Origin of the sequence: Planctomicrobium limosum (assembly GCF_051465645.1) — a bacterium.
In the GTDB taxonomy this organism is placed as follows: Bacteria; Planctomycetota; Planctomycetia; order Planctomycetales; family Planctomycetaceae; genus Planctomicrobium.
In genome coordinates this window covers 369,394-394,011 of the sequence record NZ_CP195790.1, presented here as the reverse complement: position 1 = coordinate 394,011, position 24,618 = coordinate 369,394, and the positions used below count along the sequence as shown (strand labels likewise).

General features: G+C 52.4%; 19 protein-coding genes. 2 read left to right on the top strand and 17 right to left on the bottom strand.

Annotated elements, in window-relative coordinates; all coding sequences use genetic code 11:
* Positions 1–19: 19 nt before the first annotated feature.
* The 7 genes from SH527x_RS01520 to SH527x_RS01490 form a co-directional block, all read right to left on the bottom strand.
* A complete protein-coding gene (locus SH527x_RS01520) occupies positions 20–451 on the bottom strand; it encodes an ArsR/SmtB family transcription factor (protein ID WP_437192890.1) in 432 nt (143 codons plus the stop codon).
* 497 nt (positions 452–948) lie between these two features.
* On the bottom strand, positions 949–1,824 hold the full coding sequence (locus tag SH527x_RS01515; RefSeq protein ID WP_437192889.1) for a hypothetical protein: 876 nt from the start codon (positions 1,822–1,824) through the stop codon (positions 949–951).
* 433 nt (positions 1,825–2,257) lie between these two features.
* Positions 2,258–4,561 (bottom strand): tetratricopeptide repeat protein, encoded by a 2,304-nt coding sequence (locus SH527x_RS01510; protein WP_437192888.1) that lies wholly within the window; start codon positions 4,559–4,561, stop codon positions 2,258–2,260.
* Between the two features lie 287 nt (positions 4,562–4,848).
* Complete coding sequence (gene miaA / locus SH527x_RS01505; RefSeq protein WP_437192887.1) at positions 4,849–5,796, bottom strand: tRNA (adenosine(37)-N6)-dimethylallyltransferase MiaA; 948 nt, start codon at positions 5,794–5,796, stop codon at positions 4,849–4,851.
* Between the two features lie 164 nt (positions 5,797–5,960).
* Positions 5,961–6,653, bottom strand: a complete 693-nt coding sequence (locus tag SH527x_RS01500; protein ID WP_437192886.1) for a hypothetical protein — start codon at positions 6,651–6,653, stop codon at positions 5,961–5,963.
* Between the two features lie 506 nt (positions 6,654–7,159).
* The gene (locus tag SH527x_RS01495) at positions 7,160–8,632 is read right to left on the bottom strand and encodes a cation:proton antiporter domain-containing protein (protein WP_437192885.1); all 1,473 of its coding nucleotides are present in this window, start codon (positions 8,630–8,632) and stop codon (positions 7,160–7,162) included.
* 190 nt (positions 8,633–8,822) lie between these two features.
* The gene (locus tag SH527x_RS01490) at positions 8,823–9,275 is read right to left on the bottom strand and encodes a c-type cytochrome (RefSeq protein ID WP_437192884.1); all 453 of its coding nucleotides are present in this window, start codon (positions 9,273–9,275) and stop codon (positions 8,823–8,825) included.
* 568 nt (positions 9,276–9,843) lie between these two features.
* On the opposite strand from SH527x_RS01490, the gene SH527x_RS01485 reads away from it, so the two are divergent.
* Together SH527x_RS01485 and SH527x_RS01480 are read left to right on the top strand one after the other, a co-directional pair.
* Positions 9,844–11,265, top strand: a complete 1,422-nt coding sequence (locus SH527x_RS01485) for a sensor histidine kinase (protein WP_437192883.1) — start codon at positions 9,844–9,846, stop codon at positions 11,263–11,265.
* 152 nt (positions 11,266–11,417) lie between these two features.
* Complete coding sequence (locus SH527x_RS01480; protein WP_437192882.1) at positions 11,418–12,908, top strand: hypothetical protein; 1,491 nt, start codon at positions 11,418–11,420, stop codon at positions 12,906–12,908.
* Positions 12,909–13,069: 161 nt separating this feature from the next.
* Here SH527x_RS01480 and aroH read toward each other — a convergent pair whose 3' ends face one another.
* The 10 genes from aroH to SH527x_RS01430 all read right to left on the bottom strand — a co-directional run bounded on the left by aroH (position 13,070) and on the right by SH527x_RS01430 (position 24,362).
* Positions 13,070–13,441 (bottom strand): chorismate mutase, encoded by a 372-nt coding sequence (aroH, locus tag SH527x_RS01475; RefSeq protein WP_437192881.1) that lies wholly within the window; start codon positions 13,439–13,441, stop codon positions 13,070–13,072.
* A 147-nt stretch (positions 13,442–13,588) separates the two neighbouring features.
* Positions 13,589–14,674, bottom strand: a complete 1,086-nt coding sequence (locus tag SH527x_RS01470; RefSeq protein WP_437192880.1) for a GDP-mannose 4,6-dehydratase — start codon at positions 14,672–14,674, stop codon at positions 13,589–13,591.
* A gap of 114 nt (positions 14,675–14,788) precedes the next feature.
* Positions 14,789–15,508 (bottom strand): lipoate--protein ligase family protein, encoded by a 720-nt coding sequence (locus tag SH527x_RS01465; protein ID WP_437192879.1) that lies wholly within the window; start codon positions 15,506–15,508, stop codon positions 14,789–14,791.
* A 97-nt stretch (positions 15,509–15,605) separates the two neighbouring features.
* A complete protein-coding gene (locus SH527x_RS01460) occupies positions 15,606–16,307 on the bottom strand; it encodes a thymidylate kinase (RefSeq protein ID WP_437192878.1) in 702 nt (233 codons plus the stop codon).
* An 18-nt stretch (positions 16,308–16,325) separates the two neighbouring features.
* The gene (locus tag SH527x_RS01455; RefSeq protein WP_437192877.1) at positions 16,326–16,679 is read right to left on the bottom strand and encodes an STAS domain-containing protein; all 354 of its coding nucleotides are present in this window, start codon (positions 16,677–16,679) and stop codon (positions 16,326–16,328) included.
* 5 nt (positions 16,680–16,684) lie between these two features.
* Positions 16,685–17,983, bottom strand: a complete 1,299-nt coding sequence (mtaB, locus tag SH527x_RS01450; RefSeq protein ID WP_437192876.1) for a tRNA (N(6)-L-threonylcarbamoyladenosine(37)-C(2))-methylthiotransferase MtaB — start codon at positions 17,981–17,983, stop codon at positions 16,685–16,687.
* Positions 17,984–18,115: 132 nt separating this feature from the next.
* The gene (locus SH527x_RS01445; RefSeq protein WP_437192875.1) at positions 18,116–19,450 is read right to left on the bottom strand and encodes a leucine-rich repeat domain-containing protein; all 1,335 of its coding nucleotides are present in this window, start codon (positions 19,448–19,450) and stop codon (positions 18,116–18,118) included.
* 208 nt (positions 19,451–19,658) lie between these two features.
* Positions 19,659–19,919 (bottom strand): hypothetical protein, encoded by a 261-nt coding sequence (locus tag SH527x_RS01440; RefSeq protein WP_437192874.1) that lies wholly within the window; start codon positions 19,917–19,919, stop codon positions 19,659–19,661.
* Positions 19,920–20,050: 131 nt separating this feature from the next.
* Entirely contained in the window at positions 20,051–20,488 is a 438-nt protein-coding gene (locus tag SH527x_RS01435; protein ID WP_437192873.1) for a hypothetical protein, read from the bottom strand.
* 301 nt (positions 20,489–20,789) lie between these two features.
* Positions 20,790–24,362: a hypothetical protein gene (locus tag SH527x_RS01430; RefSeq protein ID WP_437192872.1), complete on the bottom strand. Its 3,573-nt coding sequence runs from the start codon at positions 24,360–24,362 to the stop codon at positions 20,790–20,792.
* Positions 24,363–24,618: the final 256 nt, after the last annotated feature.

Below are 24,618 nucleotides of genomic sequence, written 5' to 3'. Positions count from 1 at the left end.
GAACGCGAGAGAAAATCGACTACTCTGGCTTACGATTTTGGCGGAAGATGAAATCTTCGAAGCGCCATTCGGAAGCATTGTTTTCTTCAGTGAAGCTCTGGAACAGCTCGCCCATGAGTTCATGGAAGCGGTGCTGCTGGATGGAATAAAAGTTGTGTTTTCCATCGCGGCGTGGCTCGATCAGACCAGCAACTCGCAGCAGGGCGAGGTGGTGACTGACAGCTGGCTGGCTCTGGCCGAGACGTTCACAGAGAGCGGAAACGTGAAGTTCTTTTTCACGTCCGAGGAAGAACAGAATCTTCAGGCGTGTTTCATCTGCCAACAGCTTGAAGACCTGAACGAGATCCTTTTCGAGCTTCTGTGAAAGCTCAGGAACGCGTGGGTTGAATCCAGTGCGAGCGACCGGTTCGCTCGGACGTGCAACAGCGGGCTCTGCAAATTGGGTAATCATATCTTGATCCTGTGGTTCTCGATCCGGAGGAATCGAAGGAACTCCTGCGTCACTGACTGGCAAGCCGGACGCGCGGGGAACTTGGTCCTCGTTCAAGTGGAACCCTTTTCGACTTTCAGCATGAAAGAGAGTGTAAATTCTGAATTGGTACGGAATCGGTTGGCAAATTCTGCTGACTCTCAGAAGCCTGATCGCTGGTCTTTGACACACCTGAAATCAGGTCAGTCACTCCACCGATCACTCATTTTAGACTGTTTCAAAAATGAGCACTCCATGAACAAGTCCAGTCCGAAGCGGCCTCAAACATCGTACCTGGTATACAGCCTATCAACCGCATAATTCCGGTCGTGAGATCTCAGGGACAGGAAACACATCCTGTCCAATCCCTTTGACATCGAAAGTTTTTGTCGTGTCGGGGCAATTATCTACAGCGGTCGCTGATACGTCAATCACTTCTTTTATGAGTTTATCAGTTCCTCATAAATCAGAACGCTCATTCACGGATTCACAACCTCACCCTGCAGCATGAGATAAGTCACAGAATAAAGGGTTGATATCAGAGAAAACCCTACAAACGGCCCCAGGATCGGGATCGAGAACGTGGCTAAGAAGATGCCCAGATGGATGAAAAGCAATGCCCAGGAAATCAGCATGTGACGATGACTAATCCTGTACGACTCAATAAATGAATCAAAAATCGACACATTCTTGTCGACAACGATTCGGCCGACGGGCCAGAACAGAACCATCGCGGTCAAACCGGGAATCACACCAATCAAGAGACCGCAGCAAACCATTGTCCAGTAAAGACATCCGCTGATCGCCACTCGAGAGATCTGACGATCAATCCGCAGCAGTTCACTCATTCGGAGCGGTTTTCCGCGTGCCATCGCCATAAAGTAGCGAAAATTCCCAGCAGCCATCACAGACAGCAGCCAAACCATTCCAATAGAGGTCAGGAACAAGAAGGAAAGAATCGCAAACTCTTGTCTCCATTGCACTAAAAACGAGGTAAAAAACGACAAGGTGATAATAGCGACGACCCCAAGGGTCATCAGTACGGTGTCCAGGAGCCCAACCAATAAACAAACACCCAAGTGTCGAGTGTAGAGCGTCCAAGTGACAGACAGGATGCGAGAAAGTGTGACCGGAGGGATCGAAGCTGGCTGATGGTTCTCTTGATTGATCTCAAAATTCGACTCGAAATCATCCTCATCCAGTGCTGTGCCATTTGCTGATTGGCCTAGATTGAACGAGTCATCATCTCGAAATTCTCGCTTCCCAGCGGCACCAGTTGATTCCCACGAATGGGAAACCCCTCGCCCCAAAGACCCTATCGAAGACGTGTCCATGCGTTCAGAAAGAGGGGACATCCGGTGATTCAGCTCTTCCGCGAAAGTCGGAGTAGAGCCATTTTCACCGAGCACATGCCGAGCCGGCACCTGCACATCTGCATCGCAAACAGGGCAGACAATCAGTTGCCCCACCCTGTTTAATGGACTTCGAAGAACCGCCCCGCAACTGTGACATGGAAAATCGACTGTCACTGAATTCAAAACTCCAATTACTCCTCATTCGAGAGGAGCGCGATGATGTTCTCTACACTGCGGTATGCGGTCGATGAGGAAATATCGACTTCACATTGAAGTTCAGTTCCGGTCAGTCACGTCTGCCAATGCACAACCAGGCACCTTCCCCTGAAGGAAGAGGGGGGATGCCTTGGAATGCGAGTTTCCACAATCACGAAGCTCGATGACAGTTCCCATGGTGCCCGTTCTGGATGGACGACTGGGAACCTGACACGCACTATTTGGCCTCAGCAGAAACAGCAGGAGCTTCTGGGTTAATCTTCAGCTTCTCCCGGATCGATCTTAAAACTTTTTCGCTCGGATTGCTCTTCTTTTCCTCGCCTTCCAGAGCCTTTTTCCAAGCCTTCACAGCATCTTCGTGCCGCCCGAGCTTTTCAAAGCAATCGCCGAGGTGGTCGATAATTGTGCTGTCAGCCCCGCTCTTGGTCTCTGTCGCCTTTTCCAATGGAACCAACGCTTCTGCGTACTTTCCCTTTTGGTACAAGACCCAGCCGAGACTGTCGAGGTAAGCATAATTCTCAGGTTCGGCCTCAAGTGCCTTTCGGATCATGGTCTCAGCGCGATCAAGGTTCTTTCCTTGATCTGCAAACAGATAACCGAGGTCATTGTTCGCCTGAATATTCTCAGGATCCTCTGTCAGAATATCTTCCAACACCTTCTCGCCACGCGCCATGTCTCCTTTTTCCACATAGATGTTGGAAATGTGGAAACGGCACTTCAGCGTCATCCGCTTATCACCGGCATAATTGCTGACAAGTTGCTCGAACAGAGCAAGCGCTTCGTCCCAGCGACGCGCGTGATAGACAATCCATGCTTCCTGATAGAACATCTCAGGAACACTTGGCTGCAGCTTTTGTGCTGCCCGAATGGTTTCAATCGCTTCGGATGTCTCACCTTGAAATGCCTGGGCATAGCTGAGCAGATAAAGGAATCGCCATTTTTCCCGCTGCATCCCCGACGAAGTGTGAGCAACCGCTTCCTGAAGAACTTCCTGTGCCTGAGCGTAATTCTGGGAATCAATCAGATGGCTGCTGAGTTCGGTATAGAGCATCGCCGGCGGATCGTTCCGCATCGAGATCGCATATTTATAAAAGTGAATGGCGTCGTCGGTCCGATCACTTTCGCTGGCCAGTTTCCCAAGCAGATACGCCTGAATGAACTCAAGTTTGGGTTCATCTCCTTCTTCGAGCGTCTTGGCGTATTTCGTCAGTGCACCAAATGACTTATCGTCTTTGCTCAGCTTCTTGATTTCTTCTTCGAAGCGATTCGCAAGATCGCGAATGTCCGGAGCAAGCTGCTTCAATACTGCAGCATCATCGGCTCGCGGGACCGACGAAAAGGATTTCGCCAGGACCGGCAACAGCTTTTCTGGCTGTTCTTTCTGGCGATAGATCGAGAGCATCCCGACCAGCGCGCGCGGGTCAGTCACGTTTTCCCGGCCGTTAGTATAGAGCTCGGCCGCCCGATCCAGATTGCCAGAGTCCAGCAGAAGATCTGCAAGGAAATACCGCAGACCTTCGTTGTGAATATCGAGTTTGTGCAGTTCTTCCAGTTTTGGAAGTAGCTCGTTCTCGCGTTTCAGTTCAACCAGCAAATCCCTCAGCAATTCATAGGCAGCGCGCCCCCGAGTTTGCATCTGAGCGTCAAAATAATGTTGAAGCTCCGTCAGTGCCTTCTCGGAATTGCCTGTCTGACGGAAAACCGTCGCGAGATTGAAACTGTGTAATCCCGGTTTTGCTTCTCGATGTTTGCTCGCTTCATCAAACGCTTTGAGAGCAAGTTCTGGCTGTTTGGACTGTAGAAACACATCGCCAAACTCGTCGAACTGCTTGCCTGGATCCATTAAAATCTGGTCGCGAAGAGCAGGGTCGAGCTTTGGATCGATCACGGCATCAAACACAAGTTTGTATTCGGCTGCCGCTTTCTCGTAGTTCCCCTGGAGACGGTAATACAACCCCAGGTCGCGGCGTAACGCGAGATCCGGGAACGAACGAGGCTTCACGTTGGGAAGCTTCAGCGCTTCTTCCAACAGCTGAATTCCGTCGCCCAATTGATTCTGACGTCCAAAAACTGCCGACATTGCTGCGACAAGGTCAAATCCTTCTGGATTCTGCGTGGCCGCATCCAGCGTCAACTTCCGCGCCCGAGGAATCTCACGGCGCTGCAACAAGATCGGCAGCGCCCCTTTATATGGTTCAATTGCAGTCGGATCTTTATCAACTGCCGCAAGATAGGCATCAAGTGCATCAGAGAACTTTGCGTTCTCCTGCAAGATGCGGCCTTTCATATAGAGCGCCATTGCAGCACGACGCGCATCATCATTTGGAGCAACAGGGGTCTTCGGCTCGAATGGCTTCAGCGGTTCATCACCAACTTGAACCTGAAGCCCTTCCAGCTTTTTGGAAGCCTTCTCAATTGCCTTATCTGCCTCTGCCGCCCCAATCGGATTTCCACTAGATGCAGTGACACATGCCAGAAGTATCCAGCTTGACCAGGTTCGCCCACGCAGCCGCAATGCCATTGCCTTAGCCTCCGATGTTCGGATTTCGACAGACCAGACTGCCTGAAATCTCAGACCAGCCATCATAACCTGTCGATGTCTTCTGAACCAATCCCGAATTCATGATGTCGGAACACATTACAGAATCGAGAGATAGCCCGGATTTCGTAGGCACCTGAATTCAGACAGTGGATCAGGAAATTCCTCAAATCCCAGAGTCTGACACGCCAAGATACGGCAATTTCGCTGGAGTTGAAGCGATTCTCAACAAGGAAGATCCGAGCAGGATCGACCGACAGTACAACAGCCTATGCTCCATGCGGCGCGACAAGTCGATCGCACAATTCCGCTGGAGACTCGCCCCCAGTCAGCAGGATTTCGTGACATTCTTCCAGATTTCGGAACCACGTATGCTGACGTTTGGCAAATTGACGGGTTCTCGTCTGAATCAAGTCAATGGTTTCACCCAGCGAACCAATTCGCCCTTCGATCCAGTCAATTGTTTCCCGGTAGCCCAACGCCTGACGCGCAGTCCGTCCGGGGGGGAATGGAGAGTTGAGCAACTCACGAACTTCTCTTTCCAGCCCCAGTTCAAACATCTGCTCGACGCGCTGATTGATTCGCTTTGACAACCAGTCACGCGGAGGATGCAGCCAATAGACATGGCGCGGTCTGTCCGCCTCAGGCAGTGGATGTTCTTGCTGCAGCACCGAAGCAGGCTGCCCTGTGAGATGATGAATCTCCAGTGCTCGCACCAGACGTCTGGCATCGTTTGGGTGAAGTCGAGCAGCAGACACTGGATCAACCTTGGCGAGTTCTTGATGTAGCCAGTCCGGTGATTGTCCTTCTGCCCGAGCAGACATCCGATTGCGAAAGTCCCAGTCCGCTGGCGGTCCTTCAAACACGCCTCGCAGGACCGCTCGCAGGTAAAGTCCGGTCCCTCCGGTAAAGATCGGGACTCGCCCTCTCGCAATGATCTCCTGACAACTCGCTAATGCCGCTTCCAGATACTGAGACGTCGAATAGTCCTCGTGAGGATCAACGACATCAATCAGATGATGAGGAACCTGCTGTTGCTGCGTCGCATCTGGTTTCGCAGTCCCAATGTCCATTCTGCGATAGATGGCCATCGAATCGAGCGAAACGATTTCCCCATTCAGCTTCTCTGCCAAGTGCAGCGACAATGCACTTTTGCCTACGGCCGTGGGCCCGGCGAGGAACCAGCATTTTTGCAAAACTTCAACAGGGAACTTCATACAGGCTGCACTTCACCGCGACACTTCATTTCCGTTTATCTCAAGCATACGTTCATGCTGATAAACGTCCCTTGGATTATAGAGGAGTGTCCGGAAAATTGGGCAGCAGCAGGACTGCATTTCGCGATTCTTCCAATCTCGAATCATCGAATTGAATCACCGCATTATTTCTTGAACATGCGGCTCAGCCCGGGCCATCGGAGAACGCACCACTTCTTGTCAGATTGAGGGACAACACCTGAAATTGCCCGACCGTTCTCGGTCGTACAGGCTTCGTCGCCCCCTTCAATCGCCCCATAATATTGCGGCTCGTATTGCGGCTCGAGCTCATGAGGCGGAAACGAGTACGGAATCTCTGCCTGCGGTTGAACCGATGGAATCGGCTGCGGTAATGGTCGATCTTCGATCACGTCGAACGAAGGAGCAGGAGGGATCGGTTCGTTCGCGTTTGCCGGCGAATCTTCAAGGTCTTCCCCATTCGGTCCGGAAAAGAGACTGAAGAGGGAAACTTTGAAGATTCCGTTGGAGCGTTTCGATGACTGAGGCTCCAACCGTTCCGCCTGAACCGCTTTGGACTCCTGCGTACCTACAGTCCGACCGAATTCACGAACTCGATCCATCAGTTCCCCGGGAGCGGATGCGCCTTTCGACACCGGCTTGTTCGCTGGCGCCTTCGGAATGGTTGGGGCAACTTCTGGAGGAGCGAGTGCGATCGAATCGTCCAGCATTTCGATTCGTGAAGAAAGCACAACCGGACCGCGAATCAAAGGGCGGCCTCGCAGTCGCTTCGCATCATCCGCCTGAGCGACAGTGCAGACCGACGCCAGCAATGAAAAGCAAACTGCTTTCGAGATCATAGTCCGACCAATGCCAGTCATTATCCCGTCGAACATACTCGCATGTTCCTCTGACTTGAGCAGCTTCAGCTGCTTTGTGGCCGCACACCAACGTCCTCAATACGAAAGCGCAACCTTCCTCGAATCTCGATTGCGATTTCCTTCGTGAAATCGCACGCCGACCGAATCAGGTACAGTGGGGTGAAATGTTCTTTGCTTGTTGCGAATCAGTTTCTGTTCAACAGAGTTATTGTCGCACTGCCCGTGGAACATGACTCCCCGATGAGAGATCGTGATCTGATCTCCACAACGCCGGCAATTCAGCCAGCAGGATCAGAATTCGGTTGATGGTCACCCAATCTGAGAGTGTGACCAACTAAGAAGATCGTCAGCGGCAATCTCCGCCGGTCGTATCGCGACACAAGCGGTTTCTTCCGAACATCCAGAAAACGAATATTCATTGAAATCGGAAGAGACGGGTGAGAAGACAGCGTAGCGATCGTCTGTAACGCAACCGAAAGGACGACTCACGCAACCGCGCTGTTCTCTTCTTTCGGCCACAGAACCGACAGGATCGGGCCAGTCATCATCGTGGTGGCAACGGCCATCAGAACCATCATCGCAAAGAGGACAGGGGAGATGACTCCCAGCGACAAACCAATGTTCAGGACGATCAATTCCATCAAGCCGCGAGTGTTCATCAACACACCAAGAATCGAAGCGTCCCGAGTTGAGATCTGAGCCATTTTGGCCGCGAGGAATGTCCCGCCAAACTTTCCGACGGTCGCCACAGCAGTGATCGCCGCACAGATCAACCAGTGTTCGAGATTATTCATCAGTCCGATCTGCGTATTCATTCCGGACATGGCAAAGAACGCAGGAAGAAACAACATCGTCACGACATTGTGCAGGTTGTCATGGATCGACTTCGTGATTGGAAGATCGTGTGGAATAATCGCTCCGAGTAGAAACGCACCAAAGACTGCGTGAATTCCAATGGCTTCTGTAACGAACGCTGACGCAAGAACGGCCACGAATAGAGTGGGGATCGTTCCTCTGGGGACATGTCGTTCGTCTCGTCTCAAAAGCCGTACAGCGAACGGACGTACGAACAGCAACATAACCGCCAGATAAACCGAAGTCAGCACGACCACCCAGATCGCTCCGCTCACATTGGATTGGACGACCCCGACAACAAATGCCAGCAAACACCACGCAGTCACATCATCGGTCGCAGCACAACTGAGCGCGAGGACTCCCAGCGGGGTCTTTTCAAGACGTCGGTCTGTGAGAATTCTGGCAAGTACGGGAAATGCCGTGATCGCCATTGCCACGCCGAGAAACAGAGAAAAGCTGGTAAACGAGGTTGTCTCAGGAGCGAAATGCGGGAACAGCCAGAGCGCGAGTCCTGTCCCGGCAAGAAATGGAATGATGATGCTCGCATGCGAAATCGCAATCGCCGCATGGGCCGATTTCACAAGCATCGTGGTATTCAGTTCAAGCCCCACAATAAACATGTAGAGCACGATCCCGATCTGAGAAATGATTCCCATCGCGGCAACAACGCGCCCATGCGGATCGGCAGCGGCATCCGGGATCAACAGGTGCATCGCCTCAGGAGAAATTGCTCCCAGGACCGATGGCCCGAGCAGAATCCCGGCAACAACTTCCCCGATGACACTCGGTTGCCCGATCGCTCGAAATCCGACAGCAAGAATGCGTCCCAGAACGATAACCGCAGTCAGCGTCGCCAGCACATGTAACAGTACAGTGTTGGCCGCATCGGGAGTTTTTCTAGCCGCAGCCCCCTCAGTGACAGCACTGACAGCCGTCGAGACAACAGGGACTTCGGATTCTCCGATCACGCGAATTCCCCAGAAAATGAGGACCGCAGCAAGCAGCAAGACGACATAAAACGCTGGCAGCAACCAGCGATGAGGGAGAGCAGGGGATTTTCCGGTCATCTCCCCACCGTTTGGGCGGTCAACTCGTATGCTCATATTCAATTCACCAAATCGAGATTCGGCTGAACACAAATCAAAGAGCATCAGAAACTGAATGCCCAAGTCATACAAGCAACATCATTGACAGTCAGCAGCCCTGTCAAACAAGAGCCCATTGATAAAGCTGCCGGGAGAACTTGTTTCGTTCTCCCGGCAGCCATGAGATCTATCACTGATCGATCAAATTTTACTTGAGGGATCGCAGGTAAGCTGTGACAGCTTTTGCGTCTTCCTCGCTCATGCGGAATGGAGGCATTGGCAATTTCGGGCCAACTCCACGAGGAACCGCACCTGTCTGCAGGAACTTGGAGAGATCTTCTTCTCCCCAGATCTCTGCAACGGATCGCAGGTTTGGAGCGTAAGTCGCCCAGGATTGGCCTTTCACGGTCGCACCGACTGGAATCGGAGCTCCCTGAAACAGGCGAGTTTCGATGATCTTCCCCTCTTCGGTACGAGGAGAATGGCAGATCACGCACATTGCGACATCGTGAGCCAAATACTTCCCTCGTTCAATCTGGGATGCGTTCGCAGCAGGTGCGTCAGCCCCGAGTGCCGATCGAGTCGACAGAGGAGTAGAAGACGAAAAACACGCGACCAGTGCGGTCAGCGTCGTCAGCACGAGCAGGCGGCTCATTCGCATGAATCAAAACCTTGAACAGGATACTGGAAAGTCACTCTCTACAGGAAAATCACACTCAAAACGCACAGATGTGAAGCGTGGAGCATATCAGAAGAGGGTTCAATTTCTCATCTTCGATTTCAATTCCGGGAATCTCCGCCCGCCAACTGCTCCAAAACCGCTAATCCAAGCATTATTCTTAGCGTTTTAGAGGATTTTGCTCTCTCAGTCATGGGAAAACTGCTCGACACCGAAAACAATTTCTAAAACAACCTGCGTTCTCCAGTTCCAGGATCAGGCCGACCGAGAATCGGGAATCGTTAAGAATTGAAGAAATCGGGTGTCCGGTTTGGGATTGGATACGTTCTGAAAACTTCCGGGAATCGACAACGGGAAGACTTGTCGGGTACGTTCCGCGAGCTCTGTACGCAGGGACGCTAGAAGGTGTCGTTCGGCTCCATCGTCCGGTGCCTTCCAGCAGTATGAATTCCGGGGGAAGTTGAGTTTTTCTCCATCGGAACGCCAGATAAACATGCTTCCCGCCTGATTGGTCTAGGCTCATGACAATTGAATTCACGGAACCGTGTTGATGTCCTCTTTCAGCTATGCACGACGAGTCTTCCTCTTAATAGGAGTGCTGCTGTTCGTCTGCTGTGTCACTTCGCCGTTCATCACATGGTGGTGGATCGGAACTGCCATCGCCCTTGGCCTGCAACTGATTACGGCCGCTCTCGTCGGGAAGAACATCCTTAGGCACGTGCACCGCGAGCACACCGATTTTCTGAACGTGATTCGAGATTTGCAGAAGCGGCTTCCCACCGGCCAGCGAGGACAGGTCCTCAAGAGTTTTCGTCCAAACGACTCGTTTGGAGAAATCGCGTCGGAATTAAATCTGCTCGGTGATGTTGTCTCTTCCGAGTTCACACGCCAGATGAATGCGAATCAGGATCTCCGCCAGAACAACACACTCTCTCAGTCCGTATTGGGGACCATGATCGAAGGTGTCCTTGTTCTGGATGCGGAACGCCGTGTTTTATACTTCAACGACGCTGCCAGAAAGATGCTGGATTGTCAGTCTCGCAGTTTCGGCGGTCGCCCTGTCTGGGAAGTGGTCCGCGAGCCGGAACTCGAACAGATCGTCGATACTGCGTTCGAAGCCAACTGTGAGTTACGCAGAGAACTCGAGCTTCAACGGATCAAATCCATCATCGAGATCACGGTCACTCAACTTCCACTGCATCCAAAACCGGGCGTCGTCCTCGTCCTTCACGATGTGACTGAAGTGCGAAGACTGGAGCGGATGCGACGTGAATTCGTGTCGAATGTGTCACACGAACTCAAGACTCCACTGACATCCATTCAAGTCTACGCAGACACGCTAATGGATGGGGGACTGGAAGATGCGGAACACAGCCAACTGTTCCTTTCAAGAATCATTGACCAGACAGATCGATTACAGCAACTCATCCGGGACATGCTGCATCTCGCCAGAATCGAATCGCACTCAGAGGCGTTTCAGCTTCAGGCGATCGACGTGAATCAATCACTGCAGGACAGTGTCCACCACCATCAACCAGTTGCTCTTTCCCGAAATATTTCACTGACCTTCACCAGCAGTTCGACTGACCTCCGAATCTGGGCCGACCAGACAGGCTTCCGTACGATCATCGACAATCTCATCGTCAATGCGATCAATTACAATCGAGAAGGCGGAAAGGTCGAGGTACATGCGGACGTCGCTGGCAGCAATCTGGTCGTCACTGTTGAAGACAACGGAATTGGAATTGCCGCAGAGCATCAAAGTCGAATCTTTGAGCGTTTCTACCGCGTCGACAAAGCTCGGACCGCCACCAATGGCAGCACCGGTCTCGGGTTGTCGATCGTCAAGCACCTCGCCATCGTCTTTCATGGCGACATTCGTGTTGAAAGCGAAGTCGGCAAAGGAACAAAATTCCTACTGACATTGCCGCTCTATCATGAACCAAAGCTGCAGGCGCCCGTCAGTCTGTAGTGAGTGCGTGCAAGCCATTCTGCCTGCAAAATCAGCGCAAGCCGTCCAATCGTCAACCGAGTTCTTCCATCCCTAAGGCAGCGAGTGTTGCATTTTGACAACGTCGCCGCGTGACCTAGGGTTCAAAAGAATAAATCGCGTTGAATCGCATTGTGGCAGTTTGGCGAATGAACCCGGAATCAACTCACGAACTCCCTAACCAGCATCCTCCCGGTGATGAACCTGTCTCCTGGGGGGTGGCGTTAGCTGCATGGTGGAAACAGAGTCGCTGGCAAATCGCCGGTCTGAGTCTCGCGATCGCCATCCTCTATTTTCCCGTCTTGAACTTTCAGCTTCTCAACTGGGATGACACCTGGTACCTGACATCGAATGAGCTGATTCGATCATGGCATCCTGCGAATCTCTATCGCATTGCGACAGAACCTGTCGCGCGAAACTTTGCTCCAATCACAATCTTCACATTTCTCATTGAGCACACACTTTGGGGACTCCACCCGACGGGGTACCACGTCACCAATGTTCTGTTGCATCTGGTCAATGCCGTTCTGGTACTTCACCTAATGAAGCGACTGACCGGAAACGACTGGCTGAGTTTCAGCGTTGCGATACTCTTCGCGGTCCATCCAGTCCAGATCGAATCCGTCGCCTGGATCTCCTCGCGCAAAACTGTGCTTTCATCGACATTCATGCTGGCAAGCTTTCTCTGCTGGATGCGGCCTGATCGCACAGCGAAACAGGAAGGCTGGGGAATCTTCTGGCTGATTCTCGGGCTGCTGACAAAAGCCTCCACCGTCGTCATTCCACCAATCATTGTGGCCTACGACGTGCTGATCGCCCGCAAGAAGCTTTCCGATGCCATCGCCAGACAGGTTGTCCCAACGCTGCTCTGCATGATGCTGATTTTCAGCACGATGAACGCTCAGGTCACCATCGTCGGGGGACTTCGGGGGCACATCGGCATGAGCAAATTCCAACTACTGGCCGTGAACCTGACCTTGCTCTGGCGGTATCTCGCCATGCTGATTTGGCCGCAAAATTTGTGCGTGCTCTACAATCCCCCCACCTCGGGAATCACAGCGCTCGTTATCGCATCTGCATTGGGTTGGGGCCTTGTCACAGTCTGGCTATACCGAATCAGAAAACGCGTCCCGCTCATCACACTCGCAGGAATCTCAGCATTGTTGATCATGGTTCCAATGCTGAATCTCTTTCCACTCACAACCCTGATGAACGACCGTTATCTTTACCTGACCTGCGTACCGTGCTTTGCGGTAATGGGCTGGCTGGTACAACAACTCGGCAAGATACTCGTCGAAGTCTTCCCGATTCTGGCTCGCCTTCGAAAGCTGGCTGCAATCACGGTCACCACGGCCGCGATTGGCCTGATGGCCTGGGGAACGGTGCAGTATCTCCCAACATGGCGTGATCCATTGTCGCTTTGGAACCACGCGCGGATCACGACACCGTCACTCCCAACGGTCCATTACCAATGGGCATTGGCGCTCAACGATGCAGGTCGCACTCACGAAGCAATTGCAGCGCTCGAATTTGCGCTGGCAAACAGCAATCCAGACCAAGTGGATCAGGAACGGATTCTGAAGCTGAAACAGCGGCTTCAAGAGGAAACCCGCGCAAGCATGTAGCGTGCTTCTGTCGCGCAGGGGCAACTCGGAAAGCGAGAAACGCACTGAACCGTGATTACTACATTGTCTAAAGTTGAAACTTAGGGTCGAAGAAAGCGCAAGCCCGGCAACGACGGGCGTTGATGCTCTGACGCACCCCAAATCCAAGCCCTGACAGGGCACTACTGTGCTTCGCTGATGTCTTTGCGAAGATTTTTTGCTGCTCCCAGATAGACGTGGACCATTTCGGCCTGACGTTTCTCGGAGTTCACATGCAGCAGAATACGGATAATCTTGGGCAATCCGGTGGGGACGGCAATTTCCGATGCGCACAACAACGGGACCTGATTCATCCCGAGATCGCGCGCTGCTTCCGCCGGAAATGAGGCATTCAAATCCGGTGTCGTCGTGAAAATCGCAGAGACGACCTCTTCGAAATCAGTCAGTTCGTTCTTGGAAATAATCTCACGCAGCAGATCTCGAGTTGCCTCAAGAATTGCCTGTTGCGAGTTTTCCGAACAGCTGATAGCACCGCGAATGCCGCGAACGGGCATCGTTCATCCCGAATCTGAAGGTTCTGAGCGATTCCGGGGATTGCGTCAATCACCGGGAATATGGCTCTATGTATCACTTGATGAGCCGGGCATTGTAACGAATGTCTCTCCACTGTACATCCGTCGTCACGCCACAAGCGAACTCACTCAGAATTGATTTCCGTTTGTGACCAGTCGCCGTTCACGTTCCAGATCGGCCAGACTCATCATCTCGACCAATTGCTGGAATGAGACCTCGGATTTCCACTGTAAATCCTGCTTGGCTCTCGTCGGATCCCCCACCAGAACCAAGGGGTCCGCAGGACGGTAAAACTGTGGCCCCACCCGAACTCGGATGACGCCATTTTCATCTTTTCCGACTTCGTTCAGTTCGGATCCATGCCAGGTCAGTGGCCGCCCCACATAGTTGAATGCATGGGTGCAGAATTCCCGAACGGAATGGGTGACGCCGGTCGCAAGAACATAATCCTTCGGCTGTTCCATTTGCAGGCTTTGCCACATCAACTTCACATAGTCGCCAGCAAACCCCCAGTCACGCTGCGCGTCGAGATTCCCCAGCGTCAGACAATCCTGACGATTCAGTGAAATCCGAGCAGCCGCCTGCGTAATTTTTCGCGTCACAAACGAGGCCCCGCGCCTTGGCGACTCGTGGTTGTAACTGATTCCATTGACTGCAAACAGGCCGTAGTAATCGCGATAACAACGCACAAGCTGCGTTGCAAAGACCTTTGAAACCCCATACGGATTTCGTGGGTTAAATGGCGTCGTTTCTCGTTGTGGCGACTCTTGTGCATCCCCAAACACTTCAGCAGAAGAGGCATGATAAAATCGAGTCTGAGGGCAATGCTCAACAATTGCTTCCAGAAAGCGCAATGTGCCCATCGCGGTTGTATCAGCCGTCAATGCCGCATTCTGAAACGAGTTGGCCACCTGAGTCTGAGCTGCAAGGTGATAGATCTCGTCTGGGCGAATCAAACTCAACGCCTGCCGAATCGATTCCGAGTCACAAAGGTCGGCAATGACCAGATTCACTCGTGGGGAATTGCCCTCTGAGTTTTTAGAGATGAGATGATCAATCCAGCTGTCTCGTTCAACCGGACGGCGAGCCAGCCCCCAGATTTCAACGTCCTGTCCAGCCAGAAACTCGGCCAGGTAAGATCCATCCTGTCCAGTGATCCCGGTAATGAGCACCTTTTTACGCGAATGAGTCACTGACACCATACGTTCTGTCATAAGTCTCTCACACTGGCGTAACTGATGCGATTTGGTATCCAGAATGGCGCATGTCAGACAAATCGAGTTCGTAGCCAACATCACGCCGGGGACTCGATACCCACTCTATTTTAATCAAGCCTGAACACCAACATTGATTCTAGAGGCAATCTGTTGCAACTCGTCATTCGTCAGTAAGTCCGAAACAAACTCAAGATTCAACCTCTGGCTAATCCCTGACACCAATGACGGGATCAGTTGAGAAGCTGTCAAATCCTTGCCTGACAGTTCGTAAACCCCAGGGAACTCCGGAGCGAACTCTGACTGCCTGAGCAGGATGCTTCCATGCTGCAGAACCACTCCCTGTCGTCGGCGTTGAGCACTGCCAACGATCTTGTGAGATCCCATCACAATATCTCTTGAATCTCCTCGTGAGAAGCACAGAAACGACTGGTCGGGAAAGGCCTCATCCCCACGCATTCGACAGGTGACGCCATGTTGCGTTAACACTTCGATAATCACTTCGTGAATCAGATCATATAACTGCCCTGGGTCTCGCGTGACCGGATGCCAGGTCGGGAGCACACACGAGTAAGTCAATTCTGCATGATGCAAAATTGCTCCCCCTCCCGACAAACGCTTCACGACCGCCAGATCCGCAAAACGCGGGGGAACAAACTGTCCCTGAGCCGCTTGAAAATGACCGAGTGAAACGGTTGGCGCATCCCATTCATAAAGCCGGAGTGCAGCCGTCCCCTGTAAACCAGCATTTAATAGATGTTCGTCCACAGCCATGTTGAATGCACCCGACATTGGCTGGTCAATCAGCAGTCGCTTCACATTCAAGGCCGTCATATCAGTCAATCCGTTGTGCATGTGTCAGGAGTACATGCCTCAGCGGGAGAACACTGCAAACTGTTCATTCGAGCTGAGACACATTTGCGACGCAGAATCAGACAAGAGGAAGAAGGCCCGCGGTTTGAAGACGATTCCAGATCTCATCTGAGATCTCTTCCACCGTTCTCAACTCACCATTGGTCGTGACAGGCACGACAACCCAATCAGGCGATTTCTCCGCCAACGCCAGATAAACCTCACGAACCGCAGACAGATAAACAGTATCAGACTCCTGCAAATCCGTAACTTGATCCGTATAGCTCCTTGCCTGCTTCTTGCGGATCAGTTGCTGAGACGTTTCGACAGGAATGTCGAGCAGAACGACCAACCCCGGTTTCGGAAGCCCGAAGATCCCGTACTCAATGTGTTCAATCCATTCGCGCAGCTGAGTTCGTTCCGAAGCAGGAGCCTTGGCCGCCTGATGGCCGATGTTGGAAGCGACGTAGCGATCCAGTACGACAATGTCGTTGCGGTGTTGTGCTTCAGTCAGCGTTCCGCGCGATTCGAATCGGTCTCCAGCAAACAGCAACGAGACCAGAAATGGTGGTAATTGTTCGAGCGTCCCAAACTTTCCGTTGAGAAAGTCGCCGATCCTCGCACCGAAGAAAGTGGACTGATATCTCGGAAAGCTCAGTAATTCAGAACGATAGCCAGCAGCAATCAGTCTTTTCTGAAGAAGTGCAGCCTGAGTTCCTTTGCCAGCGCCATCGATTCCTTCAATGGCAATCAATGGAGCAGGGCGGTCCGCCTGTAACATATCAATCCGGTCCAGAAGTCAGGAAAACAAAGCCAGTGCGTCTTTTTGCGCAGGCACGACGCGAAAGTAATCAAGTAAATGGCTCGCAGTCAGGATGTCTACAACTCCTGACTGGAGCGAGCACAGCACCAGTTGGCCGTCTTGACGAGCCATGCGGCGATGAAGGCTGATCAACTTTCCGATTGCTGTACTCGTCAAATACGTCACGACAGACAGATCGATAATCACGTTATGAACCTGGCACTTTTCGACGAGTGCATGCAATTCAAAGTCGAGTTCTTCGAGGTTCTCTTCCTCACTTAATCTTGGCTGCAACAGCGACAGAACAGCGATTTCGCCGTGCTGCTGAACCTTGAAAAAGCTCGACTTCATACAATTCACCTTTGCGCCAACAGGTACTCGCGGGTTGGTTGCGTGCCGACGCCCATGACAAACGTTCCTAAGTCAGCCGCAGTCCCTGGTACACAAACAGGGATGTAATGCCGGTCGGTTCCAGCCACCATCCCATCTTGCTCGTCACAAACACGTTCAACAAGTACCTGTAATGGGTTGCCAACGTGCTTTGCATAGTATCGTTCCGCCAGATCCCGTTCCAGAACGGAAAGTCGAGCCATGCGTTCTTTTCGAACATCAGGGTGAACCTGATCAGGATAAGTTGCCGCAGGTGTACTTCGACGCGGACTGAACGGGAACTGATGAATCTTCATGAACTGGGCGAGTTCGCAGGTCCGCAACGTCTCTTCGAACTCGGCGTCCGTTTCTCCCGGAAAGCCCACAATCACATCTGTCGTATAGGCGACATTGGGAATAATCTGCCGCATCCGGTCGAGCTTGTCGAGATACTTTTCCACCCGATAACGTCGACGCATTCTCGCCAGAACCCCATTTGATCCACTCTGAAGTGCAGGGTGAAACTGGGGACACAGGTGCTCACAATCCGCGGCCGCCTTCATGAAATCGTCGTCGACTTCATTGGCCTCGATACTGGAAAGTCGCATCCGCCAATTGCCGGGAATCTTGTCCAATTGACGAAACAGATGCCACAGGCGAAACGGAGGAAGGCCAGACTTCTTCCGAGTTGTATCGACGCCATAGTGTCCGACATGGATTCCCGTGATGACGATTTCTTTATGGCCGTTCTCAATGAGCCGGCGGACTTCCTGCTCAATCTCTTCCGGTGAACGACTTTGCAGGCCAGGTCGAACTTGTGGAATGATGCAGTAGGTGCAACGCAACATGCACCCATCCTGCACTTTCACATATGCCCGTTTACGCCCTTCGAAATAGCTGATTCCATTGGGGATATCGTGAACTCCCTGACGTGCAAGGACGTCTGGGAGTTCGCGTTTGTCGGTCACAACCTCGAAGACTCCTGGAAGCTTTTCCACTTCCCGGGGATCTCGCGTCGCATAGCACCCCATGACAATCGTCCGTGTCCCTGGGTTCTGACGCGCCAGCTGGCGAATCAACTTGCGAGACTTGGAATCACCTTCCCCCGTCACCGTGCAGGTGTTCACGACGCACAGGTCTGCATTTTCCCCGTCTTCAGCTTCTCGAAACCCGTTCTTTTCGAGTGCTTCTTTGACAAGCTGAGTTTCGTACTGATTGACCTTACACCCCAAGGTAATCAAACGACAAGTTCGGTCAGATTGGAGATCAAGCTGATCTGTGGACATTGTTCCACCAAATAAAATACGGACAATCCAAGATTCAGACTGTCGAAAAAATGAGAGACCGAACCGGTCTAAAATGATTGCGGGAAGGATCCTGATGAACCTCCCCGCAATGCGCACATCAACATAAGACGATTACTGCTTCACTTGGCAGTTCGGCAGTGCTTCTTTGAACTTCGCGATCCCGGCGTCGGTAATTCCGGAGCGGCTGACCGTGATGTTCTTCAGGTTCTTCAAGCCAGTCAGAATCTGCAGACCAGCATCATCGAAACCTGTCTCTGCAAGGTTGATCGATTCGAGCTTGGTGAACTTCACAAGGTGGTCTGCACTATCAGAAGTCACCTCACGGCAGGATTCCAGATTGATATTCTTCAACTCGGTCAACGGAGCGAGCAACGCGATCCCCTCATCGTTGAGGCTGCCGTTCCACAGGTTGAGCGATTCCAACTTGGTGAACTCAGCAATCGGCGCGAGACCTTCATTGCTGATACGGATTTCGCTGACATCAAGTGATTTCAAAGTCCCTTTTGCGGAGGTCAATGCTGACAGACCTGAACCAGTCACTGCAGTGTCACGCAGGTTGAGTTCAGTCAAAGCCATCTCAGCAAAGGCAGCAAGCCCCTTGTCGCCAACGACCGTACGCATGACGTTCAAGCTGCGCAAGTCCTTCAATGGCTTCAGCGCTTCCATCCCGGCGTCACCAACTCCGCAATCTTCAAGAGAAATCCCACGGAGTTTCTTCAACTCGCCAAGCGACTTCATCCCTGCATCTGTCACGGAATAGGAACGCAGTTTGATTTCGATCAGTTCAGAAAGCCCGGTCAGGTGCGCCAATCCGGCGTCGCCCACCTGCATACACCCGCGCAGATCGAGCAATCGCAGCTTCTTCAGTTGAGCGACCTGTTCCAACCCGGCACTTGTAACACGAGTGTACAACAATAGAAGACGTTCGAGATTCGGTACGTACTTCAGCGCAACCAGACCAGCATCGTCGACATTGGTGCAACGGCGGAGGTTCAGTTCCTTAAGCTGTGGTGTGCCTTCCAGAAAGCTCAACCCGGCGTTTGTCACCTGAGCATTTTCCAGGCTTAAAACAGACAGAGCAGGGAGCCCGGCAAAGTGCTTTGCGAGTTCATCTGTCACTGCGGCGTTTTTGCAGTCCGCTGCTGTGACAAGACCTTCTTTGTTCTTGGTGAATTGAACACCAGCATCTGCCAGCGCCTTCACATCTTCTTCGTTCTGAGTCGCTGCAGCAGGCTTCTCCTCCGCCTTCGGTGCGTCCGGTTTGGCCGCTGCCGGAGCCGTGTTCTTCATCACTTCCTCTGATCCAGGAGGCGTTTCAGAGTCGACAGGAGCAGATTCTGAACTTTTGGCAGGAGGAATTTTGTCCACTTTTGGTGGGCAACCCAGCAGGAGTCCAGTCAACAGGGCAGGAGCCCCCAATCGCACGAATCGAGAAGACGTCGGCATGGATCAGGTTCACTTCAGAAAATAGGGCGACAATTACCAGCAACTCGACACTTCGAGACGCATGCGTGACGACTCGGTCGAGACAGGAAATCAGCCATCCCGATCGAGTACCAAAGGCTATCTTACTAAATCGGCACTGCCGGTTAAAAGAAAGCCGGGCAAACTCGCTGGCGAACTGCAGAAAGCCGCAGAATCTGACGTGAAAAGCCTATTTTTTCCGTCGATGCTGCCAGTACAGACGGTCGGTTGTCAGAAATTCCTGTCGCAAAGCACAGCGGAGGCAGAAAACCTCTTGTCCACGCTGGAGATAAACTTCGCCTTCCAGAATCGAATGGTAGAAGTCATCGCCGGGATTCTTGCCGAAACAGTAGACCCGATCGCCCGCCTTCGAAACTCCGACCTGAATTCCGTCCTGATCCGGGACATACAGTCGGCAATCCGGAATATCATCGGCTTGCGAGCTCTCCATCACCATTCTCCGATAGACCGAACAACGACTCGACTGCGGATCTCATGGTCATCTGACGTTCAAGCAGCGGAATATCCACATTTGCAGAGTGCTGTTCCTGATATCGCCACCGCACATTTTCAGATTCGAGGCTAACTCTTGTGCCGAGACGTGGGCGCCCCGTTCTTGTTCTGAAGGCGATCCGCAGCGTCACGCAGTTGCATTTCCTGACGATGAAGTCGATTCAATTCGTCAGAACCATGAAGCCGAGTCGACACGAGATCACCGATTCCTAGTAGTCCGGTCCACATCGCAAGAATGAGGACGATCATCCAGTAGACAGCAAATGTTCCCGGCGCTTTCTCCCAGGGAATCAGCGAATCTCCCAGAGGAATCATGGCTCCGATCAACAGAATCATCCCGGCAATTTGCGACCGCCTCAGATACTGGCGGCGTTGGTACTTCAACTCGCGCTGTGGAACTCCGGTTCCCTGCAATTGTGTCCAGCCTTTACGCTGAATCACCAGCATGACGATCCCGGTCACGAGTAAAAAGCCACCAAACAACAGCGCTGGGATAGGGTTGTTCATGCTGCGATGTGTCCTTGGACGAAAGACTCAATCGAGTGGAATCCCGAACGGGGTTGAGACAGATCCCCCCCCCCGCATTACGTGCAGCATCCTTACAAGAACGAAGAATTTAAAGTCTGCACTGCGGAAACAGGGTCACCACTTTGACACAAGTCTCAAAAGTACATCTTTGAGAACTGATACGGGTGCGTCAAGTTGCAGCGACCGGAGAAATCAACTCTTGTTGAGTCAACTCTCCGGTCCTGCGAGTCTGCCTGTGCCCGCTGCACCGTGAACAATCGCGCCAAGACTTAAACCCAGATCAGTTCCCCAGCGGATCTGCCCCCAGTGATCCCACTAGAGTCTCAAGATATTCCGGCTGGGAAACCTGATTCAGTTTTTCCTTCGCAAATTCCTGGCGTGCCTGAAGTTCCTTCTGGAACACTTCATCAACTCCCACCTGAGTTTCCAAATAAGTGGAAACAGCTGCGAGGTGATGTTGCCACAGCGCAATTTCGCGAGTCTGTCGAACCTTCAGCCGTTCCCGATACCAGTCACTCTGCAACACGGCTTCGCGATCAAACAGCGCTCGGATTGCGGGATCGCGTTCGTCTTTTCCTTCATAATGACCAAAGGCCATGATGTGTAGCAGTGCCTTCAACGGTGGGCAGGCTTCTTCGACGGACTGATCATCGAAATACCGTTTGGCGACTCGCTCATAGGCTTCCATGATGTACTGAACACCATCCGTAAACGCGTCTTGGTCCTGCGTTTCCGGTTTCAGAATTCGCTCATCAAAGATCGTCGCCGGGTTATCGAAGACACGACCGAAATACCGACTGATAAATCGCTTCGTGATGCGGTATCCCAGACGTCGGGCCGGCACGACGGTGCCATCTTCCAACGTGATGTCTTTTAACGGCTCCAGCAGTCGATTCTTGATCAGGAACTTCGGATCACGCTCTTCGGCAGAGAGTCGGCACCAGACTTCCGGCACCAGCAAACTGATATCGTGATCAAACCGGCAATAGGAACCGACGTGACCAGCGGCGGTTGAGAACCCCGGTATTCCGGTCAGGATCATACTCACCAGTGCGGTGTTTAAATCTGCTGTTGGACGCAGTGCATTGAATGGCCCCTTAGTGAGAGCGCCTTCGCTTCCGGCTGCTGTGGTAGATGGACTCTTGCCCGTCAAAGAGCAGATATAATCCATGAACAGTTCAGGCAGTTCCTGATAATGAATCGGGTTGTAAACAGCGAGGCTGCGAATTCCCTTTTCTTTCTCCGGCGGGTTATTGCGACGCCCTGACAGTATGGAGGTCACAGGCAACGGCGCCCATTTGTCTTTCGGAATTCGTCGGAACAGACGCGTTCCCATATCCGCCACATATCGGTCAAGTGGATTGACCATGTCAGGGCGGTCCTGAAGATAACGCGGATTCTTGCTTGGCACCCCTCCCACACGGCGCGGGTTATCGGAGCAGACGATATAGCCGCTATCCGCCTTCTCGACAGACCGCAGCAGCCTCTTCATCGGCGGAGTGAAGGCGTCGAAGTCGACAACCTTCGCCAGCATGTCGTCAACCGACTTCTTATCGAGCGGTTCGAAGTTCGAGATGAAGTTGACATCTTCACGAGCCAGATCCGCTTCTGCCTGTTTATCGAAGCCGCGGTGAATCGCGTCGTCCGGTCGCTGAAACAACCGGTATTCACAGTTCTCTGAGAACTTCACGCCGATCGTGTCAGCTGCTTTCATCTCCTCAGACAATCCTGAGAGAACATGTTTTGGCACCACAGTTGACGCGGTGATGTCGTCTTCCGTCTGGACTTTGAATGCAGCGGCAAAGTCCTGTCGAACCTTGAACAATCGCCATTGCTTCTCGTTTCCAAATCCGACCCGCAGATAGGTCCCGACCAGTTTTCGGTCGTCCAGCTTCAATTCGTGGCCGGGGTTTCCGTTCACATAGTCGACCGAGAAATGAGACTCCCAGTCAGTACCCCAATCCGGACGCTGGAACCGCTTGATCGCAAAGACAATTGCATAGACATGGCTCGGAATCGACGAGAGCCATTGATTGTATTCTTCAGTGAACTCATCCGATGGAGTCAGCAGCTTGATCACGCTTCCAAGTGACCGTTCGGTGCTGAGAACAGAGCGGCTTGGTCGACGCACACTCCCATCTGGAGGTAACTCATTGGCCCAGCGGTTGGAATAGTCGCGATTGAAGATCTCGCGAACCATTTGAATGTCTTCGTCGAAATCAGAAACGAAAATCGACCCGTATTCCATGTAGTCGATCAGGGACTTGCTGATCTCGCTCTTTCCACCGCCGGAAACAGTACATGGCTTATGGCAGAAGAGTCCTTCACTCCCTGTTCCAATCAGACGCCATGAAGGAGCGTTCGGATGCTTCTCCATGCGCACTCGATAGCCGGATGGGCCCATGTAAACCTGGCCGGGGAGCAACGGAATTTCATGCCGAATTCCGTTGTGTAACCAGGTAATGTTCTGTGCCCGTAAATCTGCCAATGCATTCTCTGGAATGTAAAACAGATCCGGGTGAGCGCGGTCGATCCCGTAGCCTTCCGGCTGGAGATCCATGATGTGGCCGTATTCACGGACAACGTCTGCAAACGTCGCTCCGTTGTAGCGTCGGCTGTTGAACTGGAAGCTTTCTCCCAGACTCCAGCTTGGAAACACCAGAGCCCCACCAGAGTGTTCTTCTTCGGCTCCCCCCATCAGATTCGCGGCGTAACTGATCTGCGTTTTCACTTCCTTCTTGCAGTAACCGTAATAGTTATCTGCAATCAGGGTTACAATCACCCCTTCGGTTGTACGACACGTCACCTTGAATGCATCGCCATCGTTATAGAGCTCAGATTCATCTTCATAGCACATCCGGTCCTGAATCTGACGTTCAGTTGCCTGACTGATATGCGGCAGCCCCAACTCCTTCTTTGTCATCTGCAGGACATGTGGAGCAAGGATGACGCACCCGGTATGTCCGGTCCAATGCTCAACATCCAATGCGGCATCGTTCCCGGGGATGAACGGGTCACCGGCATTCCCAAAGATTGATTCCACGAAATCAAGATTGCTGACAAGCGACCCCGGAGCGAAGAAGCGAACTTCCATCGTTTTCGCTGGAGTCCATCCCGGGACTTCAGGGCAAACGAGCGGACGCAATAACAGGGAAACCCACGTCTTGCCGGGAACTTCCTGATTGGAAGTAAATGGCAGAGTGAGCAACGATTCAGGCGGCAGAAATGCCTGCTTCAGCATTTTCACAAATGCTTCGCGCGGCACTCCACGCTTGTCGCCGGGGAAGGGAAGTCCTCCTTCAACAACGTGAAAGGTCCCGACGGTAGTGCGGCGGTCAGCGCGCGGGTTATGAAGAACCCCGTTTCTGACCTTGTATGAGTTAACGTATTCAGAAACGAACGTGTCACTGTCGGCAGGAATCGAAAGTTTCCTGGCGATCCCGTGACGGTCAAGAATCAGCGAGTGCCCCGGCAACTGAATCGGATCGGCGGGATCAACGATGTCCGAAAAATGTGTGTTGAGATATCGTTCGATGCGCGTATCAACAGGGCATCGTTGCTTCGATGCCAGCAAGCGAGTCTTTTCCTGAAAGTTCGCCAGCAATCCACCAGCCAGGCGAACGAGTTCCGCTCCGCCGGCTTCTGGCGCAATCGGGAGTTTATTCGCTGCCAACTTCAGATTCACATATCTTAATAAGTCCGCGCGATGGTTCTTTCGAGTCTCAGGAGTACTTGAACCGTTAAATCCGAGAGAGAGCTGTAAGTCCATATGGATATCAGACCAGTAGGTTTGGCGGTCACTGAAAGACATGTTCGCAGCGATATAAACAGCGTGCCATAAGACACATTCCACGGGCAGAACACCAATGTGGAAACCTGTTGGAAATCCTGCAATTCGTTGATTGGCAACACAAAGCGATGACGGATCTCAACATCTTCAATTTTGAGATGAAGACCACAATCGCCTGTCGAACATGGAGCGCTGCGCAGACCGCAGAATCATACAGGGAACAGTTCCGGCATTCGAGAGAGTTCGGCAGAATGATTGAAATTCCGCAGCGGCCTGAATTCTCAAACCCGCCTAGTTCCCAACTCCGTGCAGCTTTCTA